The sequence below is a fragment of the Phenylobacterium sp. genome (assembly GCF_035276905.1).
Lineage (GTDB): Bacteria > Pseudomonadota > Alphaproteobacteria > Caulobacterales > Caulobacteraceae > Phenylobacterium.
Genome location: NZ_DATELG010000151.1, coordinates 1 through 2289 on the forward strand (window position 1 = coordinate 1; position 2289 = coordinate 2289).

Annotated in this window: 1 protein-coding gene and 1 pseudogene; both read left to right on the plus strand. The window is 72.2% G+C overall.

All coding sequences use genetic code 11. The features are described 5' to 3' along the window. Positions 1-1393, plus strand: a 1393-nt coding sequence (locus VJS38_RS06795; protein WP_324087396.1) for an amylo-alpha-1,6-glucosidase, incomplete at its 5' end; no start/stop codon positions are given. A gap of 93 nt (positions 1394-1486) precedes the next feature. After that, positions 1487-2289, plus strand: a pseudogene (locus VJS38_RS06800) (hypothetical protein); the annotation flags it as partial.

Consider the following 2289-nt stretch of genomic DNA (forward strand, 5'->3'; position numbering starts at 1 on the left):
CGCCCGGCTGGCCACCAGCGGCCGGCTGTTCAACGGCTGGCTCGCCAAGTCCCGGGCCGACATCGCGCTCCTGACCTCGCCGATGGAGACCGGTCCCTACCCCTACGCCGGCATTCCCTGGTTCTCGACCACCTTCGGCCGCGACGGGATCATCACCGCCTGGCAGCTGCTCTGGTTCGATCCCTCGCTCGCGCGGGGGGTCCTGACTTTTCTCGCCGCCCATCAAGCCAGGGATGCCTCCGCCTTCCGCGACAGCGAGCCGGGCAAGATCATGCACGAGACGCGCCGCGGGGAGATGGCCTCCCTCGGCGAGGTTCCGTTCGGCCGCTACTACGGCGGGGTCGACACCACGCCGCTGTTCGTGGCCCTGGCCGGCGCCTACGCCCGGCGCACGGGCGACTGGGCCCTGATCGACCAGCTCTGGGCCGCCCTGGAGCGCGCCGTGGACTGGGTCCGCCGACGCTGCGAGGCCAACCCCCACGGCCTGCTCGACTACGAGCGCGGCGCGGAGAGCGGCCTCGCCAACCAGGGCTGGAAGGACAGCGGAGATTCGGTCTTCCACGCCGACGGCCGCACGCCGCCGGGACCGATCGCGCTCGTCGAGGTGCAGGGCTATGTTTACGCCGCCTATCGCGCCATGGTCCGGCTCTCCCAAGCGCGTCGCGACGCCGAGGCGGCGGCGGACTGGACCGCGCGGGCGGCCACCCTGCGCGAGACCGTCGAGCGGCTGTTCTGGATGGAGAAGCAGGGCTTCTACGGCCTGGCTCTGGACGGCGAGGGCGCGCTCTGCCGCGTCCGCGGCTCCAACCCCGGCCACCTGCTGTTCTGCGGCCTGCCGGAGCCTTCGCGGGCCAGGCGGGTGATCGAAGCCTTGCTGGCGCCGGACTTCGCCTCGGGCTGGGGCATCCGCACGCTCGCTACCGATCAGGTCCGTTACAACCCGATGTCCTACCACAACGGCTCGGTCTGGCCGCACGACACGGGGATCTGCGCCATGGGGCTTTCGCAGTACGGCGAGCGCGCCGGGGTGGTGCGGCTGACCTCGGTGCTGTTCGAAACCGCTGCGGAGCTCGACATGCGGCTGCCGGAGTTGTTCTGCGGCTTCGCGCGCGCGACCGGCGAGCCGCCGATCCCCTATCCCGTCGCCTGCCTGCCGCAGGCCTGGGCGGCGGGCTCGGTGTTCATGCTGCTGCAGGCCTGCCTGGGGCTCTCCGTCGACGGGGCCTCGCGCGAGATCGAGCTGCGCGATCCCCGCCTGCCGATCGGCATCGACCAGCTGACGATCCGCAACCTGCCGGTGGGGGACGAGGAGGTCAGCCTGCGGTTCGACCGGGCCGGGACCGGCGTGGCGGTGCGCGCGACGACCGACGCCTGCCAGGTGCGGCTGCTCTGACCCTGGAGCCCGGACGATGAACCGGGTTCGACGAACCCGGGACTAAGCCCGCAAGCCCGCGCGCCGGGCCAGCCATCCATCGAGGGGACGCCCATGCGGAAGCCGTATGTGCGCAGCTCCGCCGTCCGGCGGAGCGCGGCGGGTCTCGCCCTGCTGATCGCGGCGGGCCTCGCGAAGCCGGCCCTGGCTTTGCCGGCCTACGCCGCCCAGACCGGCCAACCCTGCCAGATGTGCCATGTGGGCGGCTTCGGGCCGCAGCTCACGCCCTATGGCCGCAACTTCAAGCTCCACGGCTACACCCAGCGCAAGGGCGCCTTCACCCTGCCCTTCTCGGCCATGGCGGTGGCGTCCTACCTGCACACCGCCCAGGACCAGGCCCCGCCGCGCCACTACGGGCCGAACGACAACTGGACCATCGACGAGATCGCCGTCTTCCTCGCCGGCGGCTTCGGCAAGCACCTGGGGGCCTTCGTCGAGGCGACCTACGACGGGATCGCGCGCGCCTTCACCTGGGACAACCTCGACGTCCGCGCAGTGACCGACGCCAAGGTCGGACGGCACGAGGTGACTCTGGGGACCAGCGTCAACAACAACCCCACCCTCAGCGACCCGTGGAACAGCCTGGCCGCCTGGGGCTTCCCCTACACCGACTCCGGGCTCGCCCCCTCGCCCAGCGCCGCCCCGCTGCTGAACGGCGCCTTCGCCCAGACCGCGCTTGGCGCCACGGCCTACGCCTGGATCGACAACGCCTTCTACCTGGAGGGCGGGGCCTACGGTTCGCCGGGGGCGACCTCGCTGCGCCGGTTGGGCGCGGACCCGACCTCGCCCGGCGACATCGCCGGCCTCGCCCCCTATGGGCGCGTCGCCTATCAGCGCAAGCTCGGCGGAGGAACCGC